Below are 24649 nucleotides of genomic sequence, written 5' to 3' on the forward strand. Positions count from 1 at the left end.
ATTGGATGGAGCATCTGGATGTCGCCTCGCAGTGATCAGTACGCAGCGAGGGATGTGCCAGGCGTCTGAAGAGGAGAGGGGAGGGCAGGGCGCTGTGGAACAGGAAGAACTTGAAGAGATGCTGGTTGCGCCCCCTGAGGGTGTGCTGGCGGTTGATGCGGCCAACCGGGCGCGCAGTCACTTTATCTCGATGGTTTCACATGAACTGCGCACGCCGCTTAATGCGATCAATGGTTTTCTCTCGATAGTGCTGGATGAGCAGGTCGGCAAACTCAATGACCGCCAGCGCGAGTTTCTGGAATATGCGCATGACAGCACCGAACAGCTTATCAGGCTGGTGCAAGACATTCTTCTGATCTCCAAAGCCGATAGCGGGCAACTTGAATTACAATGTGCGGACCTGGCGCTGTTCGATGTGCTTGCTCTGGTTCTGCGCTCCTCTGGCCTGGCGGCGAACAAGGCGGGAGTTACGCTTCAGAGCCAGGTATCGCCTCGTTTGCCTCGTCTGTGGGCTGATGCCGCGCGGCTCCAGCAAGTGTTCATGAATCTGGTCCACAACGCGCTGAAGTTTACGCCGCCTGGTGGCTCAGTCACTATTCGTGCGCGGCGCGCAGGCGAACTGGCCGAGGTAAGCGTGACGGATACCGGCTGTGGCATACCCTATGATGATCAGCCGCGTATCTTCGACCGCTTCTATCAAGCAGAGGATGCGTTGCTGGTGAAGCATGGAGGCTCTGGCCTGGGTTTGACGGTTGCCAGGGCGATTGTGGAGCAGCATGGCGGGCGCATCTGGCTGCAAAGTGAGCCAGATTGCGGCTCGACCTTCTCCTTTACGATTCCGCTCATTCAGTCTCAAAAGCGCCCGGCGCACCAGCCAGGGGGGCTGGTGCAGTAGGCTCATATGTTCTCCCAGAGCGTTGGCGCTTGAGGCTGATGGGTCTTTTCCTCTGCGCTTTCGCTGGCTGGAGGGTTCCCACTGGCGGCATTGTGCGCCTGGCGCGTTGGCTCTGGCAGGCGATAGCCCCGACAGCACCTGATCACATACTCGACCGCCGCCTCCAGGCTGATCCGATGGCCGATGGAAACGATGAGCGGGTTGGTACGCGCTTTGGTGCGCAGGCCCATCCCCAGCATTTCACCATCGGCTATCAGCGGAACCCGCGCGCCAACTTCCTGGCTCAGATCACCTTTCAGGTGGCCGGTCAGAATGGATTTTGCGCAACCAATGCTGGGCAGGTCCAGCACAAGGCCCAGATGGCTGGCTATTCCCAGCCGCCGAGGATGGGCGATGCCCTGACCGTCAACCATCAGCAGATCAGGCTGGCGCTGAAGCTTCTGGAAGCCTGCCAGGATCGAAGGCGCTTCGCGGAACGACAGCAGACCAGGGATATAGGGAAAACGCAGGGCTTCTTCGTGCCTGACTCGTTCCACGACCTCCATTGACGGATAAGCGAGCGCCACAATGGCGGCGCGTGCCAGTCCTGTGCGGTCATTAGCGGAGATGTCTATGCCAGCAATGATCTTGACTCCTTCTGGCTGGCCTTCTCGAATGACCTTGCTCGCCAGTTCCCGCTGAAGTTGAACAGCCTCCTGGGGGTTCAAGTCCCAGCGATGCAGCAGATGAGGGGCAGACATAACAGGTTCCTTCTTTTTAGTAATGATCGAGGTAGTGAAAATCAAGGTATTCAGTCAGAAGGTATGCAGGCTGAGGTTCTTTTCTCTAAAGCTATGAAGCTGCTCTTGTTGCGACGATAATCAAGCGTTGGCTGGCATCAGCGCAGGGATTGAGATCATAGTCACCAAAGAGATGGCTAATCTGAAAGCCGCAGCTTTCTACCAGCAGTTCGGCCTCCCCAGGGCTGAGCAGTGCCAGCGCATTTTCCACCACAATGCGGCGCAGCGGGCCAGCCTGGGGATGGACATCATAAAAATGCGTCAGATGGAGCGCGCGCGCCTCCGGGTCGCTGACGGCGGCAATCAGGTGGCTGACGATGATCTGCTGGCTCTCGTCGTTCCAGGTTCCCTGGTGGAAGACCTGTCCATCAGCCTGCTGATAGCGGCGCAAGTCGGCATTGGGCAGATCGAGGATGAGCGTGCCGCCCGGAAGCAGGTGCTGATGGATGATACCAAGGACGGCGCGCTGCTCCTGGCGAGTGATGAAATGTGCAAAGCTGTTGAGCGCCACGAACACCAGTCGAAAGCGTCGGTTGAGGCGCAGCGTGCGCATATCAGCTTCAAGCAGTTCGACCTGTTTGAGCAAGCTGCCCTCTTGCAGATGCTGGCGGGCGCGAGCGAGCATGGCTGGTGAAGAATCAACCCCGACTACTTCGATGCCCCGACGGGCCAGCGGTTCCAGCAATCGCCCCGCGCCGCAGCCAAGCTCCAGGACGGGAGCGCCAACTGCTTGAGCGTAGTTGAGATAGAGGTCAACATCCTCCTGGTACCCGGCGTGTTCCAGATCATAATAGGGGGCGATGAGTTCATACATGTCCATACTGGTATGATAGCCCTGGCTGGTACGGATGTCCAGCGATCACCCGAACCAGGTAGAATTGGGTCAGGTCTTGAATGTTGTGCGAGAGGTGCTGGATCGAGGCGTTGTCGAAGTAGTCGCCAGGGTCTGGCGGTAGTCAGTCTGGCCGAACTGTTGCCCACGAAGGTGACAATCGGGGCCGGGCCAGCGCCGTTGACGTGCTGGTCGGCGAAGCCCATCCACATGGGCGAGGTCGGGTTGATTTCCTTTGCATAGGCAAGCGAGCGATTTTAGCGATTTTGCGCGGCAAACCCGGCTGCACGAACATGAGACGAGCAGAAGTGAATCTGAACAGCCCCCTGAAGTGAGGAGAGAAGATAATGTGGTGGTTCAGGATGTTGCTGCCCTCCAACCAGCCCAGAACCTCCAGGGCGTTGATCAGACTGTCGCTGCGAATGCTAAAGAGGACATCATTGGATTCGATGACCACAGGAATGTTGTAGGTTTGCCTGGTGATCTTTGGATTTTGAGGCGCAACGTCGGTCACACTGGGTACAGCCTCTTCCAGAGGGAAGCGAGAGTGGTCTGAAAGCAGGCGAGGCATGTGGCTGGAGACAAGGCTGTGGGGGAGGCGATTGAAATAGGGCAAGCCATAGGCGATGAAGGTGAAGACGCCTCCAGGACTGAAGGCATAGTGAGACTCAATGGTGTTGAGTGCTTTGGCAAGCGCCTATTGATCGCGTTGGCTCGGTGTGCGCCTGAGTTTCGCCGTTGCATAGAGCGTGAACACCGGGCCGAAATGGAACTGAATGCCGTTGATGGTCTGGACCGGAGCGATGAAATTGCCGATGTCGAATTGGATGTCGGGCAGGCTGCCCCCAGCAGCCTGCGCTACCCGTTTGGGCAGGAAGGCCAGCGCATCCAGGGCGCTGAGCGTCGTCGCGGAGGCAAAGCTCAACGCGCCGATCTTCAGGACGCTGCGCCGACTGAGCGTTCGCTGCTTTGGCTCGGTCACGATCTCGTCAGGGGAAGTGGGCTGCCGGGGTTGGGATTCCATGCTAACTCCTTTGCTGATGCGTCTGCGGTCTGGCCTTCGACAGCGAAGGATGGCGCCTACCGCAGAACGGGCCTTGCCTGCCTGAGCGGCTCTCAGTGAGGAGAGCCAGGCAGGCTGCGCAGGGACGCGATGTAGCTTCTGGAGAGTGTTGCCCGCCTGAGCCTGGCATCATATAGCGGAGTTTGCGACAGGGGCGATTGCGCCTGGGAGCAAGTATAGGGTCGGCGCAAAACACTGTCAATTTTGTGTTCAGGTGGGGAGCGGTGAGAGCATCGGCGCTGTTTTGGCAGATACTACCAGTGGGATTGAAGGCGAAGCATTCGGCGCGATGTCAGAAAATGAGCATGGACCGACCTGCTGTTCAGTTTATGCTGCACATTTTTTGGTAGAGATTACACAAGAAGCCCGATAGGAGACAGGAGACATCGGGCGGGTGTGAGGTAGGACATTCTGGCTAGCCTGTCTGCTTCTGCCTGGCTGCCTTCAAGCTGGCGGATGAGCAAAGATTCTGGCCCACTGAAGACGCTCAGGGGCCAGAGAAGCAAACGGCTGGAAGAAGCGCGGAGCAGGTTCATACTGTTTGATGGGCTGCGCTCCGCTCAGGTGGTCTGACCTATCTGGTTTCGGCTGTGTCTGCCGCCCGGCTGGCGGCGCTCTGCGCTTTGCCAAGCGTGGTGTTCACGCCCTGGCGACCTTGATCGATGGCGGTGGTAGCCCTGCCGCGCAGTTCGGTCATGCGCTCCTGCGCCTGGCCCTGTAACTGATTGAAGCGGCTTTGAAGCTCGGCGCGGGTCTCTTCACCCCGTTTGGGCGCAAAGAGCAAACCAAGGACAGCGCCAATGGCCCCTCCCCATAAAAATGCTCGGAAACTGCTCATGAAATGGACCCTCCTCCTGGTGCAAATGCAACACAACGCGCGGGGACGAAGGTGGCCTGCGAACCCCGCGCCGCTCGTATCTCGCTGAGACTCCTGTTGCTGTCTGCAATATATATGCCAATTCGCAGTCTGTCAACTTGCACCAGCATTCACCCGATTTCAGGGACTTTCAGCAACCAGGCACTATAGCGGGTATTTCCCTGGTTCTGCCTGGCGTGAAACGTTCAGAGGCATTCATCCTCTTTCAGCCGCATTCATCCACCTGAGAACCCTTTGGGCGCACATTGGGCGCATGGCTTCCCTCTCCAGAGCGCCCCCCACAAAGTCCTGACGAGTTTTCCTGCGAATATTTTGTCTCTTTTGTTAGCTGGCAAGTGTTCAGGAACATTCACAGGCTTTCAGGCGCATTCAAGATGCGCTCTAGCTAACACTTTTTGGCAGCTATGAGGCCAGATGTAGCCTGCTTTCGCGGGTTGCACTAAAGCATGTTTAGGTGTAGACTGATCGGTAAATCAGGACCGATTCAGTCCGCATTGACCCACGCGCGCCGATCTGGCGCTGCGCATAAAAAACCGCCGCTGACTCAGGGACGGCAAACCTGAGAGTCAACGGCAGTAAGGATAAGTACATGGCGAGTATACCACACGCCGCAAACTTCAAGCAGCGACATACGCCACACTTCCGCTGCTCGATCTGCGGAGGCGATACCCACGATAGGCGCGGCCAGGGCGTGCGCTGCGCGGGGATGACTACTGACACCAACATTTACTGCACCCGCGAACAATTCGCTGGCAGCCTTCCCTTAGACGAAAGCACCAGCCCGCCCAGCTATCGCCATTGGCGCTATGGCAATTGTCCTTGCGGTGTGGAACATAACCCAGCCAGAAACAGCCAACAAGGCACGCGCAAAAGCGATGCGTACCTGAAAGAGCTGGGTGAACCATCAGCCATTTTTGACTACTGCGATGAACAAGGCCAGCTTCTCTTTCAAGTGCTGCGTTATCCCCTGCCCGGCAAGAACCAGAAGGGCAAGGACAACAAAACGTTCAAGCAGCGGCGTCCCAATGGCAAAGGCTGGTGGATATGGAAGCTGGATGATGAAGCAACAGGCTTCACCACGCGGCGTGTGCTCTATTGCCTCCCTGAACTGCTGGCGTCTGGGAAGCAGCAAGTGTTCATCGCGGAAGGTGAGAAAGCGGTTGATGCGCTGCGCTTGCGCGGCCTGGTCGCAACGTGTAACCCTCATGGGGCCAAAAAGTGGGAAGATCGCTATAGCAAATGGCTCAAAGATCGCCAGGTGGTCATCCTGCCCGATAATGACAAGGATGGGCGCGACCATGCGCAAATGGTCGCGCGAGCGCTCCATGGCATTGCAGCCTCTGTGCGTATCCTGCCCCTGCCCGATCTGCCCGAAGCGGGCGATGCCGGCGAATACTTCGCCGCCGGAGGCACGAAAGAAGCGCTGCTGCAACTCGCCGACCAGGCCGAAGAATGGACGCCCGGCCAGGATGAGCCAGAAGCAGAGCCAGAGGAAACTCGACGCCCGCTCACCCTGCGTGAATTGCTAGCGCGGCCCAGGCCAGAGATGCTGATAGGGGGCTTGCTGCGCTGCCAACGTATCAGCCTGATCTACGGCGATAGTAACAGCGCCAAAACCTGGGTAGCTGACGATCTGGGGCTAAGTGTTGCCACTGGGCAAGACTGGCATGGGCGCAAGGTTCAGCAAGGGCCAGTCCTCTATGTGGCGGCTGAAGATGCTCAGGGCGTCGCTGAGCGCTCTCAGCACTGGTTGACCTATCATCACCAGGATATAGACATCGTGCCCTTCAGGGTCTGGGAGTCGCCCATCGAACTCACCAGCAAAGATGACACAGAGGCGTTTATCTCCGCTGTGCAGGCTTCCGAGTTTGCGCCTGTTCTGGTGATTATCGACACCTTTGCTGATTGCTTTACCGGCGATGAAATCAGCAATCAGCATATGGGCGCGGCCATGCGCAACCTGGAACGCATTCAGCAGGCGCTCAATGCCCACGTGACCACCGTTCACCACACCAACAAAGCCCAGACCGCCTATCGCGGGCATTCCAGCATGCGCGCCAAGATGGACACGATCTTAGAGTGTTTGCTGGATGATGAGACGCACCTGCTCACCTTGCGCCAGGACAAGCAGAAGGGCATCCGCAAAGGCGAGGACATCACCTTGAAGCTCAAAGTGCTCTCCCTCTCTGCTGACCCTGATGATACGACCTGCGTGCTGGTCACTCCTGACCAGGGCGAAATCAAGCGCCAGCACGATAGTCAGCAAATGGCCGTCTTGCGCCTGATCGCGGGCTATGGCGAACAGGGCGCATCTGCCGGGGTTATCCAAAAAGCTGGGATAGAGCTGCTGGGCAAAAAGGCGGCCAAAACCGTCAAGCGCATCTATGAAGCGCTGGCGCGCGCCGGGGATGTGCTGCTTGAGGATGTTGGCGGCGAGAAGCAGCGCCGCTACCATCTCACCATCACTGAGCAAGGGCGCGCCAAAGTTGGCCCATCGCCGGACCCTGAACCTGGCAATTCATCGGACACATCATCGGACATGACCGGACAGGGCGAAACGGTGTCCGATGAAACCCAAGAGGAAAATCATCGGACAGACCGGACAAACACTAGAGAGAGTGTTTGTCCGTCCGATGAATTGAGGGCAGAAACAGAAGATGCGCTTGATAATTTTACCGACGATCTGACACCCAGCGGCAAGATGCGCGCGCTCACCCGCGAGGACATTGAACGCCACAAGGAAAAGCGTCTATTTGAGCAAGCGATGGGCGATATTGACGCCTGGCGCGATGCGCACGACTATGTCAACGTGCTGACGCCCTACGGCAAACTGGAGGACATTCGAGAAGCGCTTGAAGCACGCCCATCCGCCCAATTGATCGCACTGTTTGACTATCTGCGCAACAAATCGCAGGAAGGAGATTCCGATGCTTGATGTGAAGCCGCAAACTCTGGACACGCTCTTAACCGATGCCCAGAACGCCTATGAGCGCGCGAAAGCCGCCGGCGACGATAAGGCGCTGCTGGCCTGGATGCGCATGATTCAGAGTCTCTTGAAGCAGCAGCGTTCACCAATAGGTAAACATATGTGCTGAATTTTGAGGGTGTTCTGTGTCAACACTGACTCCGCTGGAATGGACGGCTTATGCCGATGACGAGACGGTAGCGCGCCGGGCGGCTGGCCGGGCGCATTATAACAGTGTTCGGCGCGCCCGCGCGGTTGAACGCCGCCGCCAACTCTGGTGTGAGCGGCGCAAGCTGCGCGCCGTTGGTGAGGTGTGGGGCTGGCAGAAACGGATGGCGCGGGTGTTCGGTGTTTCGCCGGCCACGATCTGCCATGATTGGCGGCTGATTCGTTTAGGAAAAGTCTGGTAGTCTGCCAGGCCGGGGGCTTGACCAGACGCCAAAAGTCGGGTATGCTTTCCCTGAGCAAGAGCGCGGCGCTCAGGGATTATGGCCCTGAACGCCACTAAGAGCGCACCCTGGCTAGCAGGGCGGCCCTGGTGATAGTGTATCCAGGCCGTGAGAGTCAGCACAAGAGCCGAGCGCCTGTGCATCCTGCAAAAAGGGTGTCCAGGCGTTTTTGTTTGGCCGCGCGGCTCGAGATGAGGTGTTTCATGGCAAAGACGGCGACGACGATTTTTCTGCTGGTGATGAGTCTGGTATTGCTGCTGTTCACCGCCAGCCGGACCTTAGACCTGTTGCAGCAGTTCTTGCCCGATGGGCAGCAGTCGGCCTTTGCTTACCTGGGGCTGGTGGCGTTTGATGGGGGGCTGCTGGGCTGGTCACTCTTTTTCACCTATGGCGCGCGCGGCGCGTATCAGCGGGCGATCAGCCTGATGATGATTATCGTGAGTCTGCTGGCGGTGGGCGTCTCTACTATCGCTGATTTGTACCTGGGGGCGAGCAACAAGGGGCTGCTCTCTACGCTGGCTGATGGGCAGCGCCTGGCGGTGCTGCTCGTCTGTGGGGGCGTGATCGTCTTGAATATCACGGCGTTTTTTCTGGCGCATATCACCGAGCCGGGCCGCATGCGTGAGATGGCAACCGAGAACGCCAAGGATATGATTCATGCTGAAACCCTCAAGCAGATTCACGCTGCCGCGCCGCTGGTCGCCTCAGAAGTAGCGCCACAACTGACCCGCCAATGGGTACAGACGACGGTCAAGGAGTTGCTGCCAGGTGTAAGCGCCGCGCCAGACGCCAAAGAGACGCTGCATCTGCCAGCGGTGAAAGCGGAAAGCGGGGGCAGCGCCAATGGCAGCCGTTCCTTTTGAGGGTGAACGCAAACTGAAGGCGGCTCTGGAGTGGCTGAAGGCTGAACTGGCGGATGGGCAGCCTCACCTGGCGGGTGGACTGCTGATCACGGGCGCTGAACTGGGGCATGCGGAGCGCACGTTGCAGCGGGCGAGTTCGCTCTTGAAGGTCCAACGCCAGCCCACCTATAGCACACGCGGGGCGATTGAGGGCTGGCTGTGGACGCTGGACGCTCACACACCCCAACCTGGCTAGCGCCGCAGGAAAGCATAAGACGCCAGCTAGTTGGCGTCTTATGCCCGGATGCGCGATCTTGTGAAGCAAAAATCCCAGAACCAGGACCATCAAAAGCGTCCCAATGATGCGAAAGTTTTCGCTTTTTATTGCTGTCAAGGGCTTGACTCTTGATGATTTCTCTCGTATGATTGGGTCAAATGTTCCAGGAGGAGGTATGCCAGAGATGACAATCACCGAAGCGGTTCGCAGTCATCCCGATATAAGCGCGGGTCATCTCACACGGCTCTGCCAGAAGGGTGCTATCCTGGCGCGGCGTGTGGGGCCGCTCTGGTTGGTGGATGTTGATAGTCTGGAGTTTTGGTTGGCCCATCGCCCGAAACGGGGCGGGTATCGCGGCAGGAAGCCGAAAGCTGAGGCCAACAGTGAGTGAGAAAAAGATCAAGAAGCTCGCATTATCAACACTCGTGCTTGGGGGCGCCTCGGGAGTCACACTCCTTGGCGGCGTACTGGCAGTAGTGTTTCCGAGTGCTTTGTGGGCTTCCTTTACCCTCGTTGTCGTGGGCGTTGGGCTGACCTGGGTGCAAAAGGCCGTAGGCGACCGCGAACACCTTCAGGAACGGAAGCAAGATCAGAGACGAGCTATCTTCCAAACGCGGTATACGATGCTTGACGGTGATCGAATTCACCTGGAAAGCAACTTATACAGCAGAGGCGCCGCTCTCCCACCGGGCAAGCAGCCGAAAGATAAGGGTGAGGCATGAGTGAGCAGGATGATTTGTCAAAGCTGGTAAGCGAGCAAAACACGCTGCTGCGCGCTATGTGGACGGTGATACGCCAGCTTCGCGCGCACGCGTGGGAAGAGCAAGCACGGCGGAGCGAGGAGACGCACGTCTATCGGGTGCAGCTAGGGGGGAAAGGCCCTTTCCGTCCCTGGACGCGCCGGGATGGGTTTCTTGCTGAGCCAGGCGAACCCGCGCCGCGTCAGCCGAAACGTGCGCGGCAGCAGCAATCAGACCCGTATTCACTCTTCATGACCTGTAAAGAGGTTGAAGCGGTGCTGCATATCTCAGGCCCGACGCGCTGGCGGCTCAAAAAGGCGGGTAAGCTTGTTCCTGCACGGGGGAACAGGTGGTATTCACGCAAGGACGTAGAAGCCTTTGCCCAGCGTAGAGAGGAATGCGACGATGCCTGAGACCAAAACGCGACGCGCCAATGGCGAAGGCACGTTCTTTGAGCGGCCCAATGGGCGTGTTCAGGGCCGCTTGCGCTTACCCGATGGCAGCCGACGCTCGTTCACGGGCCGGAATAAAACGGAAGTCAGCCGGAAGCTAGCAGAGGCTCGCCAGGCCGTGAAGCAGGGCTTGACCTTGCCTAAAGAGCGGCTCACGGTTGGCGTCTATCTCACGTCCTGGCTGGCGGGCAAACGCGCTAAACCCAAGACGCTGGCGGGCTATAGCGATGCGATCCGGTTGCATCTGCTTCCTGGTCTGGGGACAATCCCACTGGCCCGGCTCGATTGGAAACAGGTGGAAGCCTTCTATAAGGCGAAGGAAGAGGCCGGGCTATCCTCAACCTCCGTGCATCACCTGCATGGCGTCTTGCGCCAGGCGCTCAAAAAAGCGCAGCGGGTTGGGCTGGTAGCGCAGAATGTCACCGATCTGGTGGAAGCCCCCAGGATTCGCCCCAGGGAGATGCAGCCGCTGGATCGTGACCAGGCGCGTGCGTTTCTGGAGGCGGCGACAGGGGATCGCTTTGAGGCGCTCTATGAACTGGCCTTATCAACCGGCATGCGGCAAGGCGAGCTGCTGGCGCTGCATTGGAACGAGGTTGATCTGGAGGCCGGGCGGCTCACCGTGCGCTATACCCTTGCCAGTATCAGGGGCAGGCTCACCATCACCGAACCCAAAACGCGTAGCGCCCGTCGCCAGATACTCTTAACGCCGCGCGTGGTTGCGGTCCTGCGCGCGCATCGGACATTCCAGAAAGAGGAGCTGCTGCGCCGGGGGGTCGCGTGGGACAAAGATACCCTGCTCTTCTCCACCTGGCAGGGCAAGCCGTTTCAGGCCACACACCTGCTGCGTGGCTCGTTCTTTCCCCTGCTGAAGTCGGCAGGGCTGCCCCATATCCACTTTCACGATCTTCGCCATACCGCCGCCACCCTGCTGCTGCTCAGCCCCAAGGTGAATGTGAAAGCCATTTCTGAGATGCTGGGGCATGCCAACGTGCGCACGACCTTAAGCATCTATGCGCATGTGCTACCAACCATGCAAGAGAACATTGTCGAGGCAATGGGCGCATTATTGGGCGCAAAGGGAGAGAGCCGCTATGCGTGAGCCAGCGTATCGCCTGGGGTATAGGGAGCAATGGCCTGCTGTATGCCAATCAGCAGGCGCTCGCCCACTATTATATCACCTGACGTCGGCGGCTCCGGCAAAGGCGATCCTGGCCGCCTGAATGGTGCGCTCGATCTCGGCCTCGTGGTGCGCCAGCGAGAGGAATCCGGCCTCGAATTGCGATGGCGCAAGGTAGATGCCCTGGGCCAACATCGCCCGAAAGAACTGAGCGTAGCGTTCAACGCTGGCCGTTTTAGCGGTGGCGTAGTCTGTGACTGGCTGATCGGTGAAAAAGGCGCAGAACATGGAGCCGACACGTGTCTGGGTGATGGGTACACCAGCGGATTTCGCTGCTGCCCCTATGCCCGCGACCAGGTGGGCCGAAAACGCCTCAAGCTGCTCGTAGATGCCAGGCTGCTGCAGCAGTTCAAGCTGGGCGATGCCTGCGGCCATCGCCAGCGGATTGCCGGAGAGCGTGCCCGCTTGATAGACCGGGCCAGCCGGAGCAATCAGGTTCATGATGTCGCGCCTGCCGCCATAGGCCGCCGCTGGCAGCCCACCGCCAATGATTTTTCCAAGGCAGGTGAGGTCAGGAGTGATGCTATACAACTGCTGTGCCCCGCCGTAGGCGACGCGAAAGCCTGTCATCACTTCGTCGAAGATGAGCAGCGCCCCAAAGCGCGTGGTCAGGTCACGCAGCCCTTGCAGATAGCCTGGCTCCGGGGGTACGCAGCCCATATTCCCGGCGACTGGCTCGACAATCACGGCGGCAATACTTTCAGGGAACTCCTGAAAAAGCGCCTCAACTGCTGGCAGGCTGTTATAGGGCGCGACAAGCGTATCTGCGGTGGTAGGCGGTGGGACGCCTGGACTATCGGGGATACCCAGCGTCATCGCGCCGGAGCCAGCCGCGACGAGCAGAAAATCGGCGTGGCCGTGATAGCCGCCCGCAAATTTGATGATCTTATGGCGCCGGGTAAAGGCGCGCGCCAGCCGCAAGGCGCTCATCGTCGCTTCGGTCCCCGAATTGACGAAGCGCACCATCTCTACGGCGGGCAGGGCTTCGATAACCATCTCGGCCAGGCGCACTTCGAGCGCGGTGGGCGCGCCATAACTGGTTCCACGCGTGGCTGTTCGGGTGACAGCCTCGATTACGTGCGGGTGGGCGTGGCCGTGAATCAGCGGCCCCCAGGAGAGTACGTAATCAATATAGCGGTTGCCGTCAACATCATAAAGATAGGCACCCTCGCCGCGCTCGATGAAGCGCGGCTGGCCGCCTACCGCCTGGAAGGCGCGCACAGGGCTGTTGACTCCGCCGGGGATGATCTCGCGGGCGTGGGCAAATAATGTTTCGGATCGCTCGGTATTCATCGGGAGGATTCCTTCCGCTGCTGGCTCATTGTGAGCGCCAGGCAAACCCTTGAGCGCCCAGGCAAGCGCGCCAGGGAACAAGACGCTGTATGGATAAAAGCAGCATTTTGGGATAAGCATAGCAAAACTACCGGAAGCGCGCCATCCCGGCGGTGCTGAGCGGTTTGCTCAGAAGGCGACGGTCAGGATGCCGTAAACATCGGCTACCTGCCCGGTGGAAGGAACAACCACTTCCCACCAGCTATACTGCGTGCCATCGGTAATGATAGCTCCGGTTGAGGTGGAGCCGCGCCCCTGCGCTCGCTGCCCAAAGGGGAGGATAAAGAGAATCGGCGCGGCGCTGTCGGGGCCTGCGCGTAGATTGCAGCCTGAGTGAAAGACACAGAGGACGGAGTTGGTTGCCCGGTGGATGCTGAATACCGGGACATAGCCGCTTTGCGTGTAGCCCGTCTCCGAGGGATAGGCCACATGCTCACAGGTGGAAGTGGCCGGGCCGAGGTCAACCAGATTAACTCCCTCTTGTATAGTGGTTGCCGTTGGGCCATTACAATTAGCCGCTACAAAAATGGCCTGGGTCTGGTTGACAATGACAATCGGGCTGCCAGAATTGCTGATCCCCGTGGAAGCCAGAGAGATATTACATCCGGCAAGGAGCAGCGCGGCGAGTGGCACAATGGCCGCCGCGCTGCGTTTCCAGGCAGCCGCCCTGGAAAACGCTAGCGCCGGGAGACATAATCGGACTTTGCTCTTCATGGTATTCGGTGCGCCTTGTTCTGTGTTCTGCATGGCGGGCTTGCGGAAAGGCATCGCCCGCGCCTATGCTTATTGGTATGGTGCTGCTGACATCAAGGAAGCCAGCAAAGCCTTTTTGCAAACTCTGTACCACCGACTGGGCGCTGTGCTCAAGCCCTCTCAACCGCTAGATAGGCCAGGAAGGGTCGTTTCAATGGATAACCTCTCCTCCCAACAAAGCCCCGGCGTGGCAGACCTGCCCTCGCATGTGCTCCAGGCGCTGAGGGCGATTGTCGGGCCTGAATATGTGCTGCGCGACCCTGAAGATTTGTTGGCTTATGGGATCGATGGCACCTGGGTCGAGCGCGAGCCGCAGGTGGTCGTCCTGCCCAACAGCGCCGAGGAGATCAGCGCGATCTTGCGGCTGGCGAATGCCGAGCATATCATCGTCACGCCCAGAGGATCGGCGAGCGGCCTTTCTGGTGGGTCGCTGCCGACAGCAGGAGGCATTGCGCTCAGCCTGACTCGCATGAATCGCATTCTGGAGATAGATGTCGGTAACGCGGTCGTGGTCGTCCAGCCCGGCGTGATTACCGGCGATGTGCAGAAGGCGGTCGAGCAGGTGGGATTGTTCTATCCGCCAGATCCATCCAGCCTGAGCGTTTCGGCCATCGGTGGGAATGTTGCCGAGAATGCTGGCGGGGCGCGCTGCCTGAAATATGGCGTGACGAGCGATTACGTGATGGGTTTGCAGGTTGTGCTGCCAACCGGCGAGATCATTCGCACTGGCGGGCGGATGGTCAAGAACGTGACGGGCTATAACCTGCGCGCCCTCTTTACCGGCGCGGAGGGTACGCTGGGCGTGGTGACGGAGATTACGCTGCGACTCTTGCCCAAACCGAAATACGCGCTGACGGCGCTGGCTCTCTTTCCGCGATTGGAAGATGCCGCGGAAACGGTAACTGATATTATGGGGACCGGCATCATTCCGGCCAGCGTGGAACTGATGGATCAGACGACGGTACGCTGTGTGGAGGAACTGCTGCATATCGGCTTGCCGGTGGAGGCCGAGGCGCTCTTACTGTTTGCGGTGGACGGCGCCTATGAGCAGATCGTGCGCGACGAACTGGAGAGTATTGCCGCTGTCTGCCGGGCGCGGGGCGCGGCTGAGGTGCGCGTTGCTGAGAGTGCGGAAGAAAGTAACCAACTCTGGAAGGCGCGACGCTCGATTGCGCCAGCATTGGCGCGGCGTCGGCCTAATAAGTTGGGCGAAGATGTGAGTATCCCGCGCACCGCGATTCCGGCGATGGTCCGGGCTGTTCGGGAAATTGCCGCGCGCTATCAACTGGCGATCCCTGTCTTCGGGCATATTGGCGATGGCAATCTGCACCCCAACATCCTGTGTGATCGGCGCGACCGCGAGGAGATGGCGCGGGTTCGCCTGGCAGCGGCGGAAATCTTCGAGGCAGCGATTGCGCTGGGCGGGACGCTCTCAGGCGAGCATGGCATTGGCCTGCTCAAAAAAGAGTTTTTGGAGCGTGATCTGGGCGCGGCGCAGGTCACGGCGATGCGGCGCATCAAGGCGGCGCTGGACCCACAGATGATCTTGAATCCGGGGAAGATTTTTCCTACCGGCCAGAGCGATTGGTAAGCGTTTCTTCAGTCTGATGGGCAGTGGTCTGGCGCTGCGCAGCCAGCTACTTCTCTTGCGAGGCGCTGATAAGCGTGCTACACTTTCAATGCAGCGATCTTCATAACTCCCCTGGTTATGGAAGTACAGAGCGCTGCGGCAATGTTTTCCGTCTTTTTCATCCCATGTCGTAATAAAGTGGAGAGAGTTCTTACATGGTAGCAACGCATGTTCCTATTCGCCCGCTGCTTCAGATCAATCTGGGCAGCGTGGCAAATGCAACCGATGATACACTGGGCAAAGTGGCGCAGGTGCTGGCGCACCGGCAAACCTGGCAGATCAGCCATATCGTTGTGCAGCGTGGGCTGTTCATGAAAAAGCTGCTCACCCTTCCGGCGGAGTTTATCAAAGAGGCGCGAGCCGATGGACTGTACCTCTCGCTGAAGGTAGATGATCTGCTGCAAAAGGCGCAGGCGCCCAAAGAACCCCTGCTGGCCCTCCAAGACGATCTACCAGTGGTTAGCAACTCGGAAAAACTGGGCGACCTTTCAGAACTGTTCTTTGATGCCGAAACCCGCCGCCTGGCCTATCTGGTCGTTCATCGCCACGCCATCGCGGGCGGGGACGTTTTACTGAGTGGCGATCAACTCGCTGACCTGCAAGCTGATCGCCTGGAAGTGAACGTTTCTCCCAAAGACTTCGCGCTGCTGCCGCGTTATCGCCCGGACCCGGAACTGGAGGAGGACGTGCGCCAGGCTCTCTGGGATTATCCTCGCCTGCGCATTGATCTTGGGGCTGTCAAGGCACATGCCCAGTGCAATGAAGTCTGGCTGCTGGGTCATGTCTCCAGCGACATCAATCGGCGTCTGATGGAAGACCTTACTCGCGCTGTGCCAGGAGTGCGCGACGTGCATAATGAGTTGATCGCGGATACTGATCTGGCGGTTGCTGTCGCTGGTGCGCTGGCGGAACACGAGGAGACGCGGGGCCTGCCAATCGGTGTGTACCCAACGCTGGGCGAGGTCTATCTGCGAGGTCTGACGCCGACGGAAGAGGCGAAGCAGGCTGCCGAGAAGGTGGCAACCGAGGCGCATGGCGTCAAAGCGATACATAATGAATTGATCGTAAGCGCCAGGACGGATTATCTGCCCACGCTGGCGGGCGTGAACAATACCGAGGATATTGTTCCTGGCGGCGAGGGCGTCAAATCGAAACGATCGATCTAATGATTATTCCTGGCTCTTCTTGATATAGCTGAGGGTTCATCAATCATGCTTGCACTGGCGCTTCCACTCTCCTTTTTTCTGGTGATATTAGAAACGGCGATTGGCTCGTTTATTGTGCTGTTTCTGCTTGATGTCTACGGCGGAGTGAGAACCGCGCGCCTGGTCGCGGCGACGAACGCCAAAGCCGTCAAAGCAGAGTCCGATGAATCGGCGGATGATGAGACCAGGGAAAGCCCTAAGCCGCTCTCAGCCGCGCTGGCGGAAAAGCGCGGCGGGGTCACAAAAGGCTTTCTGGTTTTTCAGGGCATCCTGTATCTGCTGCTGGCGCTGCTCGCCTTCTGGTTTGGCTCTGTCTTTGCCACGGCAGAGGTCTTTGATGGGGTGAAGGGTTTTTATCAGCAATACCCCCTTGACCGGACCTGGCTGGCCTATCAATTTACGCCGCTGCTCATTTTTATGGGGCTGCTGCTGGTCTATAATGTGCTGCTCTGGTTGAATCGCAGGCTGGCGCGCTGGGTGATCGGTGGGCTGGCTTGCCTGGTCGGCATAGCGGAATTGCTGGTGATTGGCATGGCTTATCGCCCGCTGGCGGCTGAGAGCCTGGGGGGCGCGCTGACGATTGCGAGCATCTTTGTGGGCGCGCTGGCGCTGGGCGGGGTGCTGACGGCGATGCTGCTGGGCCACTGGTATCTGAACACGCCTACCGCCTCTGGCAAGCCGTTGGAGTTTGCCACGCTGGTAATGCTGGTTGGGCTGGGGCTGGAACTGATCTTCAGCTTTTTTATCCACAGCACCATTCCCGCCGGATTGCCGCAGACGGGAACGCCGCCGATCTCAGCGGGGGGGCTGGATGTTATTCGCTTCATCTTTGGCTTTATCTTCACGCTGGGCCTGGGTATACTGGCCTTTCGCCTGACGAGAGGGCGGTCCTTCCAGTCGGCAACGGGCATGCTCTATCTGGCGGTGGCGTTTGCCTTCACCGGGGAAATCATGACGCGCGGCCTCTTCTTCCTGCCGCCCACGCTCTAGCCGGGCAGCCGTTGAAGCGAGCGAGGGCGCAGCGAAAGGGCGGTCTTTCGTGTCTCAATTGACTATTCAGGCAGTGACCCGCGCGAACTGGCGCGCCGCTTTGCAACTGCGCGTCCTTCCTGAGCAGCAGCGGTTTGTCGCGGATTATTCCCCCATTGCGGCTCTTGTCCTGGCGAAAGCCTATGTTGGCGCTATGGGGTTGCAGTGGCTGCCCCATGTCTTCTACCGGGCAGAGGAGATGATAGGGTTTGCCGCGCTGGCACGCCAGGCCGAGGACAGCAGTTTGTACTGGGTGCTGCATTTCTTCATCGACGCCCGCTATCAGGGCCAGGGATATGGCAAAGCGGCGTTGGAACTGCTGCTTCAAGAGGTTGAACAGCAGCATTCGGGCTGTCAGGTCATCCAGCTTACGGTCCATCCAGAGAATGTGGCAGCCCAGCGCCTGTATACTCAAGCTGGATTTCTTCCTGTCGGGGAGACGTTAGAAGATGAGCCAGTCTATCGGCTGCGTCTGCCACGCTAAAGTGGACCTGTGCTATCCCTGTGCTCTCTCCTTTGCCCCTATGCCTGCTCCTCCAGAAAGGCGTCGAGCGCCTGATTAAAGACTTCAGGCTGCTCAAGGTTGGCAAGGTGCGCGGCGTGTGAAATGATGGCAAGGCGGGCATTGGGGATACGCTCGGCCATGAAGTGAGCATCGGCAGGCGGCGTAAGTGTGTCCTCTGCGCCTCCCAGAACGAGCGTGGGGCAGTGTATCTGGGGCAGCAGATCGGTGGAATCTGGGCGAAGGGCCATGCCACGCAGCGTCTCCGCGATGCCGGTGGGAGTGGCGGCTTCCATCATAGCGCGCAGCCGGGCCGTTATTCCAGTTGGCTCTTGCAAGGTTTCAGGGGTGAGCATCAAGGGGAGTTGGCGCTCGGCTATTGCCTCGCTCCCCTGGCGCTCGGCCAGTTGGGCCATTTCCTCGCGGGCCGCTTTGCGGTCCTGGCTATCAGCCTGGGGGCGTGTATCAGCCAGAATCAGCGCCCGCACGCGCGAGCTATATGCGCGGTAGAAGGCAAAGGCAACGTAGCCCCCCATTGAAAGCCCTCCCAGCACGCAATCTTCTATCTGGAGCGCGTCGAGCAGCGCGGCAATATCATCGGCCAGGGTTTCCATCAGGTAAGGGCCTTCCGGCACGTCGGATTCGCCAAAGCCGCGAAAATCGGGGGTGATGACACGACGCTTGCCGTTCTGCACCAGCGCGTTGATCTGGTGCGCCCACATCGAACGGTTACAGGGGAAGGCGTGCAGAAGAACCAGTGGTTTTCCCGCGCCCCACTCATCATAACCGAGGTGAATGTCATTTGCCTGGATGCGCATTGATGCAATTCTCCTTCCTCCGATTTATTGCTTGATCATCAAGTAATACAAAAGGAGCAACCCATGCGCCAGTTCTCAAGTATTGCAAAGCTTGATGCCTTCATTCTCTACACCCTTGAACTCGCATCAAGTCTTTCCGTGATTCTTCTTGCCTTTGGGCTGATTGCATCAATGGCAAATGTGCTGACCAAAGGTAGCGTCCTCACCGATAACGAGATCATGCGCCAGATTTGGGCCTGGAGTCAATGTGCAGCCATTGATGCCAGTGTGCCAGGCACAATTATGCGCAGTTTTCATTACTGGTGTCAACACGAATGGGCGAAGGCAACGTTGTACACCTTGCTTTCAGCTCTTTTACTGTTCACGGCAGCCATTGTGTCAAACATTGAAGCGGTTCAGCAAACACTGAACATCACCCTGGACAGTGCCTACCTGCATGTGTTCGTGTCAGTGGAGGCGCTCATCTGGATACGCTCCATTGCTATTGTGCTGATTATTGTCGCACACGCGCTGCGCCATGTTGGACAGGAGAGCGTACAGCAGATTAAAATTGTCAACCCAAAGCACTTACAGTCTACACTAACCATCGCACAGGCTGTACCGACGAAACCTGCACAGCGAATACCCAAAGAACCAACACCCATCCATCATAACTTCAACCGTGTCAAGGAGTATTTGGCCGACCATCCCAAAGCGTCAGCCCGTGAGGTTGGCCGCGCATTAGGGATGAGCGCCACAACAGCGGCGAAATGGGTTAATAAGGTTCGCGCTGCCTAGTTGCTACAATGATGATACTATTGCAGTGTTAGAGCCATACGTCTTGCCGTCGAGCATTTGCAGAGGAGTGCGCCTGAAGCTCATCAGGCATAACCCCTGGCTACGCACGAGTCTCGACCCAGGACCAGACGCTGGATTTGCAGCAGGATGCGCTCACAGTTGCTGGCTGCACCCGCATCTTCACCGATACCATGAGCGGGGCCAAGGCGGAGCGGACTGGACTGGCGGAGGCGTTCGATCATCTCCGTGCGGGCGATACGTTGGTCGTCTGGCGCTTGGACCGGCTGGGGCGCACGCTGAAAGATTTGATCGATCTGGTCGCCCGGCTGGAGCGCGAGGGGATCGCCTTCAAGAGCCTGACGGAGCAGCTTGATACGACGCCGCCGACGGGCACGCTGATCTTTCACCTCTTCGGCTCGCTGGTCGAGTTTAAGCGGGCGCTCATTCGGGAGCGTACCCAGGCGGGCCTGGTCGCGGCACGCGCTCGTGGACGGAACAGGGGGCGGCCCGGGCGCTGCGCGGGAAAGACCCCAAGCTCGTCGAGGTGGTGCGACAGCAGTACCTGGAACAGCGTACCCCAGTTAGCGCCCTCTGTGAGCTGCTGGGGGTTTCACGTTCGACGTTCTATCAGCGCGTCTTCGGGAAGCAACCCGTTTCCGAGCAGACCTGAAGGCCGCGCAAGGGATGAAACGGGACGACGGCGCCATTCACGAAACGAGCGCACTGTGAATCCCAGAGCCGCCTGGGAGGTGTGGGGAGAGCGCAGCACATGGGAGTCGGCACGGGCCACTTGCCCACTAGCCGAAACTGTGAGCCGGGGTACAATCCGCTCACAACCAGCATACCAGCGAGCGAACGCCCCTGTCTAATCAGACCCGTGGTGATGATACATCTGCGTCATATCTCGGCGTCGGCCCCAGGCGAGGTAGAAGTTCCGCAGCGTGAGTGGCAGGCAAATCCCAAGGCGCGTTTCCTGCCCTGCTGAGGGAGGGTTCTCTTTACTCGCTCGCCTTATCCGCCTGGGACCTTTCCCATCTCTGCGCGTGGAGCCACGCCTGCGTCACCTCCTGTAAAAGATGGTGAAGGCGTTGCTGCTGCGCTTGGTCGTCTGGGCGCTTTGATCGCTCCACCTCAGCCAATCGACGAGCCAGGGCGGTCATAAACTGCGTATACGCTGCGGTGAGGGCTAGCTCGTGCTGCTCCTCCTCGGGGTAGGCTTCCGGTTTGCTGTAGCGGAGCAGCGCATGCCCCACATCTCTGAGCACTCCCACCACGCGCTGAGACTCTTTGGGCTGCGGACGTTCTGGCTCGCGCAGTTCGGCCAGGCGGCAGTTGATGGTCCCCATAAACTGCATCCAGGCTTCAGTGAACGCCTGCTTTCGCTCCTCCTCGCTGGGCACGCGCAGCGCCGCAATCACGGCCTCATCTCGCAGCGCCCAGCACAGGGGGCTGTAGCGCCGATAGGCCAGGATGACCCTCCCCTCATCCTGCTCCGTCGGCTCCACGACGACGCGTTCCTCACTCAAGGGGTAGTAGAGGTCGCGTGGCAAGCCTTCCCGCTCCCAGGCGGCCTGCACCTCTGCAAACTGCTCAGCGGTCAGTATCAGCAGGCCCGGCATGCCATTATGCTGATAGAAGATGGCCTCCTCTCCCTGGTAGAGGTCCACCTCCGCGATATTAAGCCAAACATCCAATCGCTCAAACCAGGCAAAGAGGTCCGCGATCAGGGCTGCGCGTGCCTGCTCATCAGTTGGAAGCGCCCCTGCTCGCTGCCACTCCTCGGGAGGGATGCCTTCGTGAAGGAAGGGATAGGCGACATAGCGGTCTGCCCACTGCGCCACACACCGCACCGTCACGAATGCCGCCTGCTTGAGCAGCGTCGTGGCCTCCTGCAAGCGCTCTGGGGTGAAGTCTGCCTCCAGGCCGAAGTAGTAGCCCTCCGGCAGATAGTAGGCTCGCCCAGCGGGAGGCGGAAAGGCCGGGCGCACGACCCGACTTTCTAGCATCCACCGCTTACTGACACGTCTCATCCTGATCCTCCCTCCAGGGATAGCCAACAGCGAGCGGCCATCAGCGCGAAGACGCTCAAGGCAAATCCATCAACGCTTGCAGGCGCGGCAGCACGTTGTCATAGAACCACGTATAGATGGTATCACCATTCGCGCCACGTGTCGCGTTCAGAAAGGCCTTCATTGCGTCAGAAGCAACCGACAATGCCATGTTGTCGGCATCTACGATGCCTTCTGTTGGAATAAGGTTCTGATAAAATAACCCATTACGATAGGTGATATGTATGTCCACATCCAGACCACCCCCACCCCCACTGACTTGAACGTTCACATGGCAGCCATGTTTAGCATCAGATTCGGGGCCGCGCACATGCGCGTATATCTTCCCTGAAGGCCCCTTCCTAGTACGTGTCGCCTGGCCGCCTGGAGGATTGCCTCACCATACTCATCGCCAGGCTGCCAGGGACGATAGAGCGAGCGAATGTGGGGAGATTGCTCCGACCAATCGAGTTCCATCAGTGCTTCCTTTTCAGCTTCCTCGGGCAATGAACATGTCTGCAAAACAGGGCTATGGAGCAGCCACAGCCTTCTTTCTCCCTTTTACCCAAACAGTGAGTAAGCGCGTCTGAGGAAGGCAGTAGACACCTCTGGTTTGGGAACAGGGAACGGATACCAGTAGGCTGAGGCCAGGGTCAGCCACTCGACCAGTCGCCCCGGTGTCACATGCAGAGCGGTTCCCCCATCGCCTCCGCGAAAGACGCCCATCTCGGCAGTGAATTCCAGATTGAAGGGATTATTCCCAATCAGCAACCCAAAGGCGTTTGGACGCAGATGGAAATCCCACGCTGCTGGGTTTTTGCGCAGGGGCATATCAATCAGAGGGCAACTATCCCCCCACCGCCAGAGCGTGCGCGCGCCCGCGGCACAGGCATATTCCCATTCATCCGAGGTCGGAAACCGAAAACCTTCCTGAGCAAGGTGTTCCTGCGTCTGCGGGTAAGAAATACGACGGCCAGGAAAGCGATAGACCCGCTGCCCGTTCTCGCTGGTGAGCGAGGCTAAGTCCGTCGCTACCGTCTCCAGCAGGAACGGCTGAAATGTTACGTGGCGCGGCGGGGTGAGGCGGTTCTCCAGATACTTCTCAAGCGTTGGACTCTGGAGGAGCATCTCCGGGTACTCGCGGCAGGTCTCCTCCCAGCTTTGTTGTTGTGCTGCTGTGGGATGAAAGCTGCCCGGGGCATAGCCTAAGGTGGCATGACCGCCAGGAATCAGAGCAAAACGCGCCACCTGCCACCTGAAGAAGGCCACACGATGGCGCTGCTAGCCCAGTTCGTGTGTTTCCAGGCCATCGAAGCGAAATGGTTCTGGCAATCGAGATGCACCAGCTAGAGCCGCTTCCTCTTGTTCAGCAGATGTGAGCTGATCCCAGCGACGGAGCATGAGCAGTTCCTTCAATTGAGCATCTTTCATTTCCTGTTGCTCTTCACTGTTATTCCAGGACCAGCTTTCGACCCCTCGCTTCTTTCAGAGGACAGAGCGGGCAAGACATGTTGCCCACCTTCAGTGTATCCGCTCTTCTAGGACACAGCTTCAGCGACCTTCCCGGGAGATCCCAAGGGGATCTCTGAGAGTCAGGTTAGCTTCTCCAGCTTTTCCATCATCGCTTGCAGTTCGCTATCTTCCAGCTCCCACTCTGGCCCTTCTGTCAGAAAGATCAGTTTTAGTATAGCATCACTAATCTCGGGGAGGTCGCGATGCTCGAAACGCACCCACCGACTATCATGTTTGGCGTTCATTTCTAGCGCCCAACGACCAAGCTCTTCTTTGGTGCGTTTCCCAGCTAGCGTCTCTTGAATGGCACGGACAACATCACTGGTTCGTAAGATGCGCTCCATAGCCTGCTCCCATTGTCAAAAACAGCAAGTCTTCCAACCTTTGGTCATTTCGGCTGGCTACTATTGCCGCTCTAGAACAAAAAAAAGGCTTATGGTTCTTAAGAAGGAGTGGACTTACCATGCTGTGCCTCTCGCTTGCGCGGCCATTTCTGGGCGAATGGAGCATCCTCTTTCTATCTCTGAGAGGCCAGCGCCATCAGCATCATGGGAAAACATCAGATCCTTCTGGCCCTGGCCAGTAATACTTTTCAATAATACCATTATCCATGAGGAAGTGCGCTAATTCATTGTTGAATATATAGTTGTTGTAATCCTTCGGGCTAATAACGCGTGTACTTCCATTTGCCTCAAAGCCTCGCATCCACCCCCACTTATTGAAAGACTCAGGATCCCAAGACCTTACAAACTGATACCCAGCAACTCGACCAGGTCTATCGGATGGGGTAGACTTCCCAGAGAAGCGCATCTCCCCGTTTGACATCACCTCTGGCTCACCGTACCTTTGACAGTATGTGTAGTATTGGTTGAGTCGCGCAGCATTAGCCGCGTTATGGGCTTCCCCATACCCACCAGCCCCACTTGATCCATCATCGCACGGGTCTGGCGAGGCCGACGCGGCCACAGGCGGCGGCCTAATGCCCCCTCCAGCGCCCCACCGGGGGCAGTTACCGGCTCTGTTGTCGTGCTCGACCCATCATCTGTCCCATCGCCGCCATCATCGCCACAATCACTCGTACAAGGTGGAGAATTGGGCGATTTATGCCCCTTCATCGACCGCAACTGGTCATCGGTCAGGGGTCCATACTGGTCCAGCGGATGATACCACTTCAGCATCCGTAACTGGTCATCGGTCAAGGGTCCGGTCCGGTCCAGATCCAGTAGTCTGGCGCCTGGGCCGGCTTGGCCCGGGGGCTGCCGTTTCCCGCCTGGAGGTAAATTTTCACCTGGCCAGGCTCCGCCACCTCCTCCTTCCCATTCCGGGGGGTACCAGTCGCAGCCTGGAGTGGAGTGAACCCCTCTGACCGGACCACCCAGGCAAGTCAACTGAGCCGTAACCCTGTGGTAGACTGACCACAGCGGAAAGGTCAGGTGACGAGTTATGCCAGGACGAACCTTTAGCCGGGACTTCAAACTGGAAGTGGTCCGCCAAGTCGCAGAGGGACGCAAGCGCCCAGCACAAGCCTGCCGGGAATATCAGTTGGCCGAGAGTGTGTTGTCGCGCTGGCGCAAAGAGTACGAGGAGCGTGGCGAAGCGGCTTTTACGCCCAAAGAAGGTGGGCAGCCCAGCGCGCTGGAAGCCCGCATCGCCGAGTTGGAACGGTTCTGCGGGCAGTTAGCCTTGGAGAAT

General features: G+C 58.6%; 30 protein-coding genes. 16 read left to right on the forward strand and 14 right to left on the reverse strand.

Translation table 11 applies throughout. From position 1 onward, the window contains the following. Positions 1 to 94 precede the first annotated feature (94 nt). On the forward strand, positions 95 to 895 hold the full coding sequence (locus VH599_22165) for a HAMP domain-containing sensor histidine kinase (GenBank protein ID HEY7351030.1): 801 nt from the start codon (positions 95 to 97) through the stop codon (positions 893 to 895). A gap of 2 nt (positions 896 to 897) precedes the next feature. Here the strand turns inward: VH599_22165 and nfi are convergent, their stop codons facing one another. The 5 genes from nfi to VH599_22190 all read right to left on the reverse strand — a co-directional run bounded on the left by nfi (position 898) and on the right by VH599_22190 (position 4407). After that, entirely contained in the window at positions 898 to 1635 is a 738-nt protein-coding gene (gene nfi, locus VH599_22170) for a deoxyribonuclease V (protein ID HEY7351031.1), read from the reverse strand. 91 nt (positions 1636 to 1726) lie between these two features. Then, positions 1727 to 2494, reverse strand: a complete 768-nt coding sequence (locus tag VH599_22175; protein HEY7351032.1) for a class I SAM-dependent methyltransferase — start codon at positions 2492 to 2494, stop codon at positions 1727 to 1729. Between the two features lie 136 nt (positions 2495 to 2630). After that, positions 2631 to 3020, reverse strand: a complete 390-nt coding sequence (locus VH599_22180) for a hypothetical protein (protein HEY7351033.1) — start codon at positions 3018 to 3020, stop codon at positions 2631 to 2633. 183 nt (positions 3021 to 3203) lie between these two features. Further along, positions 3204 to 3530 carry a hypothetical protein gene (locus tag VH599_22185; protein ID HEY7351034.1) on the reverse strand — a complete coding sequence of 109 codons (327 nt, stop codon included), beginning with the start codon at positions 3528 to 3530 and terminating at the stop codon, positions 3204 to 3206. Positions 3531 to 4143: 613 nt separating this feature from the next. Beyond that, the gene (locus VH599_22190) at positions 4144 to 4407 is read right to left on the reverse strand and encodes a YtxH domain-containing protein (protein HEY7351035.1); all 264 of its coding nucleotides are present in this window, start codon (positions 4405 to 4407) and stop codon (positions 4144 to 4146) included. A 628-nt stretch (positions 4408 to 5035) separates the two neighbouring features. Between VH599_22190 and VH599_22195 the strand changes: the two genes are divergently transcribed. The 8 genes from VH599_22195 (at position 5036) to VH599_22230 (ending at position 11273) form a co-directional block, all read left to right on the forward strand. After that, positions 5036 to 7381: an AAA family ATPase gene (locus VH599_22195; GenBank protein ID HEY7351036.1), complete on the forward strand. Its 2346-nt coding sequence runs from the start codon at positions 5036 to 5038 to the stop codon at positions 7379 to 7381. Further along, positions 7374 to 7541 carry a hypothetical protein gene (locus VH599_22200; GenBank protein HEY7351037.1) on the forward strand — a complete coding sequence of 56 codons (168 nt, stop codon included), beginning with the start codon at positions 7374 to 7376 and terminating at the stop codon, positions 7539 to 7541. Before VH599_22195 ends, VH599_22200 begins: the two co-directional genes overlap by 8 nt. A 16-nt stretch (positions 7542 to 7557) precedes the next feature. Next, the gene (locus VH599_22205; protein HEY7351038.1) at positions 7558 to 7821 is read left to right on the forward strand and encodes a hypothetical protein; all 264 of its coding nucleotides are present in this window, start codon (positions 7558 to 7560) and stop codon (positions 7819 to 7821) included. A 242-nt stretch (positions 7822 to 8063) separates the two neighbouring features. After that, entirely contained in the window at positions 8064 to 8723 is a 660-nt protein-coding gene (locus VH599_22210; GenBank protein HEY7351039.1) for a hypothetical protein, read from the forward strand. Further along, a complete protein-coding gene (locus VH599_22215; protein HEY7351040.1) occupies positions 8704 to 8958 on the forward strand; it encodes a hypothetical protein in 255 nt (84 codons plus the stop codon). The genes VH599_22210 and VH599_22215 overlap by 20 nt, the downstream gene beginning before the upstream one ends. A 196-nt stretch (positions 8959 to 9154) precedes the next feature. Further along, positions 9155 to 9370: a hypothetical protein gene (locus VH599_22220; GenBank protein HEY7351041.1), complete on the forward strand. Its 216-nt coding sequence runs from the start codon at positions 9155 to 9157 to the stop codon at positions 9368 to 9370. Positions 9371 to 9697: 327 nt separating this feature from the next. Further along, positions 9698 to 10132, forward strand: a complete 435-nt coding sequence (locus VH599_22225) for a hypothetical protein (protein HEY7351042.1) — start codon at positions 9698 to 9700, stop codon at positions 10130 to 10132. Then, complete coding sequence (locus VH599_22230) at positions 10125 to 11273, forward strand: tyrosine-type recombinase/integrase (GenBank protein ID HEY7351043.1); 1149 nt, start codon at positions 10125 to 10127, stop codon at positions 11271 to 11273. Before VH599_22225 ends, VH599_22230 begins: the two co-directional genes overlap by 8 nt. A gap of 75 nt (positions 11274 to 11348) precedes the next feature. Here the strand turns inward: VH599_22230 and hemL are convergent, their stop codons facing one another. Then, positions 11349 to 12644, reverse strand: a complete 1296-nt coding sequence (gene hemL, locus VH599_22235) for a glutamate-1-semialdehyde 2,1-aminomutase (protein HEY7351044.1) — start codon at positions 12642 to 12644, stop codon at positions 11349 to 11351. A gap of 168 nt (positions 12645 to 12812) precedes the next feature. Further along, positions 12813 to 13397, reverse strand: a complete 585-nt coding sequence (locus tag VH599_22240) for a hypothetical protein (protein ID HEY7351045.1) — start codon at positions 13395 to 13397, stop codon at positions 12813 to 12815. 193 nt (positions 13398 to 13590) lie between these two features. Here VH599_22240 and VH599_22245 point away from each other — a divergent pair, with 193 nt between their 5' ends. The 4 genes from VH599_22245 to VH599_22260 all read left to right on the forward strand — a co-directional run bounded on the left by VH599_22245 (position 13591) and on the right by VH599_22260 (position 17784). Further along, the gene (locus tag VH599_22245; GenBank protein HEY7351046.1) at positions 13591 to 15027 is read left to right on the forward strand and encodes an FAD-linked oxidase C-terminal domain-containing protein; all 1437 of its coding nucleotides are present in this window, start codon (positions 13591 to 13593) and stop codon (positions 15025 to 15027) included. 194 nt (positions 15028 to 15221) lie between these two features. Next, positions 15222 to 16232, forward strand: a complete 1011-nt coding sequence (locus VH599_22250; protein ID HEY7351047.1) for a BON domain-containing protein — start codon at positions 15222 to 15224, stop codon at positions 16230 to 16232. A 45-nt stretch (positions 16233 to 16277) separates the two neighbouring features. Then, complete coding sequence (locus VH599_22255; protein HEY7351048.1) at positions 16278 to 17261, forward strand: hypothetical protein; 984 nt, start codon at positions 16278 to 16280, stop codon at positions 17259 to 17261. Between the two features lie 49 nt (positions 17262 to 17310). Beyond that, on the forward strand, positions 17311 to 17784 hold the full coding sequence (locus VH599_22260; protein ID HEY7351049.1) for a GNAT family N-acetyltransferase: 474 nt from the start codon (positions 17311 to 17313) through the stop codon (positions 17782 to 17784). A 38-nt stretch (positions 17785 to 17822) separates the two neighbouring features. On the opposite strand, the gene VH599_22265 is transcribed toward VH599_22260, so the two are convergent. After that, positions 17823 to 18620 carry an alpha/beta fold hydrolase gene (locus tag VH599_22265; GenBank protein ID HEY7351050.1) on the reverse strand — a complete coding sequence of 266 codons (798 nt, stop codon included), beginning with the start codon at positions 18618 to 18620 and terminating at the stop codon, positions 17823 to 17825. A 63-nt stretch (positions 18621 to 18683) separates the two neighbouring features. On the opposite strand from VH599_22265, the gene VH599_22270 reads away from it, so the two are divergent. Further along, positions 18684 to 19397 (forward strand): hypothetical protein, encoded by a 714-nt coding sequence (locus tag VH599_22270; protein ID HEY7351051.1) that lies wholly within the window; start codon positions 18684 to 18686, stop codon positions 19395 to 19397. Positions 19398 to 19486: 89 nt separating this feature from the next. Next, a complete protein-coding gene (locus VH599_22275; GenBank protein ID HEY7351052.1) occupies positions 19487 to 20266 on the forward strand; it encodes a recombinase family protein in 780 nt (259 codons plus the stop codon). Between the two features lie 129 nt (positions 20267 to 20395). On the opposite strand, the gene VH599_22280 is transcribed toward VH599_22275, so the two are convergent. The 6 genes from VH599_22280 to VH599_22305 all read right to left on the reverse strand — a co-directional run bounded on the left by VH599_22280 (position 20396) and on the right by VH599_22305 (position 24156). Then, on the reverse strand, positions 20396 to 21427 hold the full coding sequence (locus VH599_22280) for a hypothetical protein (GenBank protein HEY7351053.1): 1032 nt from the start codon (positions 21425 to 21427) through the stop codon (positions 20396 to 20398). Positions 21428 to 21482: 55 nt separating this feature from the next. Then, positions 21483 to 21776 carry a hypothetical protein gene (locus VH599_22285; GenBank protein HEY7351054.1) on the reverse strand — a complete coding sequence of 98 codons (294 nt, stop codon included), beginning with the start codon at positions 21774 to 21776 and terminating at the stop codon, positions 21483 to 21485. A 230-nt stretch (positions 21777 to 22006) separates the two neighbouring features. Further along, positions 22007 to 22693 carry a hypothetical protein gene (locus VH599_22290; protein HEY7351055.1) on the reverse strand — a complete coding sequence of 229 codons (687 nt, stop codon included), beginning with the start codon at positions 22691 to 22693 and terminating at the stop codon, positions 22007 to 22009. Between the two features lie 33 nt (positions 22694 to 22726). Beyond that, positions 22727 to 22876: a hypothetical protein gene (locus tag VH599_22295; protein HEY7351056.1), complete on the reverse strand. Its 150-nt coding sequence runs from the start codon at positions 22874 to 22876 to the stop codon at positions 22727 to 22729. Positions 22877 to 23037: 161 nt separating this feature from the next. After that, the gene (locus tag VH599_22300) at positions 23038 to 23301 is read right to left on the reverse strand and encodes a hypothetical protein (GenBank protein ID HEY7351057.1); all 264 of its coding nucleotides are present in this window, start codon (positions 23299 to 23301) and stop codon (positions 23038 to 23040) included. A gap of 480 nt (positions 23302 to 23781) precedes the next feature. Further along, positions 23782 to 24156 carry a hypothetical protein gene (locus VH599_22305; GenBank protein HEY7351058.1) on the reverse strand — a complete coding sequence of 125 codons (375 nt, stop codon included), beginning with the start codon at positions 24154 to 24156 and terminating at the stop codon, positions 23782 to 23784. A 244-nt stretch (positions 24157 to 24400) separates the two neighbouring features. On the opposite strand from VH599_22305, the gene VH599_22310 reads away from it, so the two are divergent. Further along, the coding region (locus VH599_22310) for a transposase (GenBank protein HEY7351059.1) at positions 24401 to 24649 on the forward strand (249 nt) is incomplete at its 3' end.

The sequence above is a fragment of the Ktedonobacterales bacterium genome (assembly GCA_036557285.1).
GTDB lineage: Bacteria > Chloroflexota > Ktedonobacteria > Ktedonobacterales > DATBGS01 > DATBHW01.

Excerpts from the sequence above, each read along its gene's own strand:
- nfi (HEY7351031.1), bottom strand. The coding sequence starts at position 1,635 with ATGTCTGCCCCTCATCTGCTGCATCGCTGGGACTTGAACCCCCAGGAG.
- VH599_22280 (HEY7351053.1), bottom strand. The coding sequence starts at position 21,427 with ATGAGACGTGTCAGTAAGCGGTGGATGCTAGAAAGTCGGGTCGTGCGC.
- VH599_22295 (HEY7351056.1), bottom strand. The coding sequence starts at position 22,876 with ATGAAAGATGCTCAATTGAAGGAACTGCTCATGCTCCGTCGCTGGGAT.
- VH599_22210 (HEY7351039.1), top strand. The coding sequence starts at position 8,064 with ATGGCAAAGACGGCGACGACGATTTTTCTGCTGGTGATGAGTCTGGTA.
- VH599_22240 (HEY7351045.1), bottom strand. The coding sequence starts at position 13,397 with ATGAAGAGCAAAGTCCGATTATGTCTCCCGGCGCTAGCGTTTTCCAGG.
- VH599_22195 (HEY7351036.1), top strand. The coding sequence starts at position 5,036 with ATGGCGAGTATACCACACGCCGCAAACTTCAAGCAGCGACATACGCCA.
- VH599_22230 (HEY7351043.1), top strand. The coding sequence starts at position 10,125 with ATGCCTGAGACCAAAACGCGACGCGCCAATGGCGAAGGCACGTTCTTT.
- VH599_22215 (HEY7351040.1), top strand. The coding sequence starts at position 8,704 with ATGGCAGCCGTTCCTTTTGAGGGTGAACGCAAACTGAAGGCGGCTCTG.
- VH599_22200 (HEY7351037.1), top strand. The coding sequence starts at position 7,374 with ATGCTTGATGTGAAGCCGCAAACTCTGGACACGCTCTTAACCGATGCC.
- VH599_22185 (HEY7351034.1), bottom strand. The coding sequence starts at position 3,530 with ATGGAATCCCAACCCCGGCAGCCCACTTCCCCTGACGAGATCGTGACC.
- VH599_22270 (HEY7351051.1), top strand. The coding sequence starts at position 18,684 with ATGCGCCAGTTCTCAAGTATTGCAAAGCTTGATGCCTTCATTCTCTAC.
- VH599_22255 (HEY7351048.1), top strand. The coding sequence starts at position 16,278 with ATGCTTGCACTGGCGCTTCCACTCTCCTTTTTTCTGGTGATATTAGAA.
- VH599_22300 (HEY7351057.1), bottom strand. The coding sequence starts at position 23,301 with ATGGAGCGCATCTTACGAACCAGTGATGTTGTCCGTGCCATTCAAGAG.
- VH599_22220 (HEY7351041.1), top strand. The coding sequence starts at position 9,155 with ATGCCAGAGATGACAATCACCGAAGCGGTTCGCAGTCATCCCGATATA.
- VH599_22225 (HEY7351042.1), top strand. The coding sequence starts at position 9,698 with ATGAGTGAGCAGGATGATTTGTCAAAGCTGGTAAGCGAGCAAAACACG.
- hemL (HEY7351044.1), bottom strand. The coding sequence starts at position 12,644 with ATGAATACCGAGCGATCCGAAACATTATTTGCCCACGCCCGCGAGATC.
- VH599_22245 (HEY7351046.1), top strand. The coding sequence starts at position 13,591 with ATGGATAACCTCTCCTCCCAACAAAGCCCCGGCGTGGCAGACCTGCCC.
- VH599_22175 (HEY7351032.1), bottom strand. The coding sequence starts at position 2,494 with ATGGACATGTATGAACTCATCGCCCCCTATTATGATCTGGAACACGCC.
- VH599_22190 (HEY7351035.1), bottom strand. The coding sequence starts at position 4,407 with ATGAGCAGTTTCCGAGCATTTTTATGGGGAGGGGCCATTGGCGCTGTC.
- VH599_22250 (HEY7351047.1), top strand. The coding sequence starts at position 15,222 with ATGGTAGCAACGCATGTTCCTATTCGCCCGCTGCTTCAGATCAATCTG.
- VH599_22265 (HEY7351050.1), bottom strand. The coding sequence starts at position 18,620 with ATGCGCATCCAGGCAAATGACATTCACCTCGGTTATGATGAGTGGGGC.